The sequence below is a fragment of the Bradyrhizobium sp. SZCCHNPS1003 genome (assembly GCF_032381555.1).
Classification (GTDB): Bacteria; Pseudomonadota; Alphaproteobacteria; order Rhizobiales; family Xanthobacteraceae; genus Bradyrhizobium.
In genome coordinates this window covers 1-1,040 of sequence record NZ_JAUHIU010000053.1, presented here as the reverse complement: position 1 = coordinate 1,040, position 1,040 = coordinate 1, and the positions used below count along the sequence as shown (strand labels likewise).

The following is a 1,040-nucleotide window of genomic DNA, read 5'->3' as shown; positions in this document are numbered from 1 at the left end:
TAGCTGTGGAGCCTCAGGAGGTTGTCCTCGGTTAAACCGAGTCTGCTGATAGGCGGCTGGGAGTTTATGCCGCCGTGAGGCCGGTGCCAATTATACTGGTGCAGCCAGATGGGCAGTTGCGCGGCGCGCTGATCGGAAGTGGGATAGGTGTGTGCATAGGCCCACTCCCGGAGCGCTGTCTGGATAAAGCGCTCAGCCTTGCCATTGGTTCTGGGCGTGTAGGGCTTGGTGCGGATATGCTTGAGACCAATATCGCGGCAGGCCTTATCGAAATCGAAGCCGATATAGCAGCCACCGTTGTCGGTCATGACGCGGGTGACGGTAACGCCCAAGCTCTTGTAGTGAGCGACAGCGGCCTTGAGAAACGCAACAGCACTCTCGGCGGTCTGATCAGGCTTGAGCTGTGAAAAGGCGACACGGGAGTGGTCATCGATGCAGACATGCATGTACTCCCAGCCAAGTCCGCGACAATGACTATAGCCGTTCCGATTGCCGGTGACGCGATGGCCGCTTTGCGCGAAACGGCCGAGCTTTTTGATATCGATATGGATCATCTCGCCCGGCGCAGCGTGCTCATAGCGACGCACGGGTTCGATCGGCTCCAGATCACGGATTCGGCTCAACCCCAGTCGTCGCAGAACGCGGCTGACCGTGGCCGGCGACACCTTAACCTCAGCCGCAATCTGCTTGCCCGTGTGGCGCTGACGGCGCAAAGCCTCGATAGCGGTACATGTGGCAGCAGTGGTTTGGCCTGGCGATGAGTGCGGTCTGGAGGAGCGATCGAGCAATCCCTCGACACCTTCCTCGCGGAACCGCTTCACCCATTTGGCTACGGTCTTCGGCGTCGTATTGTACTGGTAAGCAGCTTCAGCATAGCTCAGCCCACCCTCAACGACACTCCGCACCATCGCCTCTCGACCTTTCGGTGTCATAGGCGCATTCTTGTGGACGTCCATCTGGTCTCTCCTTGGAACACTGAAGCTTCGCAACCTCAGCTTCCTCGGTTCAGACCGGATGGACAACCTCCTGGAAGACCACAG

Annotated in this window: 1 protein-coding gene; it reads right to left on the bottom strand. The window is 58.8% G+C overall.

Translation table 11 applies throughout. The features are described from left to right. Positions 1–956, bottom strand: a 956-nt coding sequence (locus QX126_RS33530; protein WP_315786903.1) for an IS481 family transposase, incomplete at its 3' end; no start/stop codon positions are given. Positions 957–1,040: the final 84 nt, after the last annotated feature.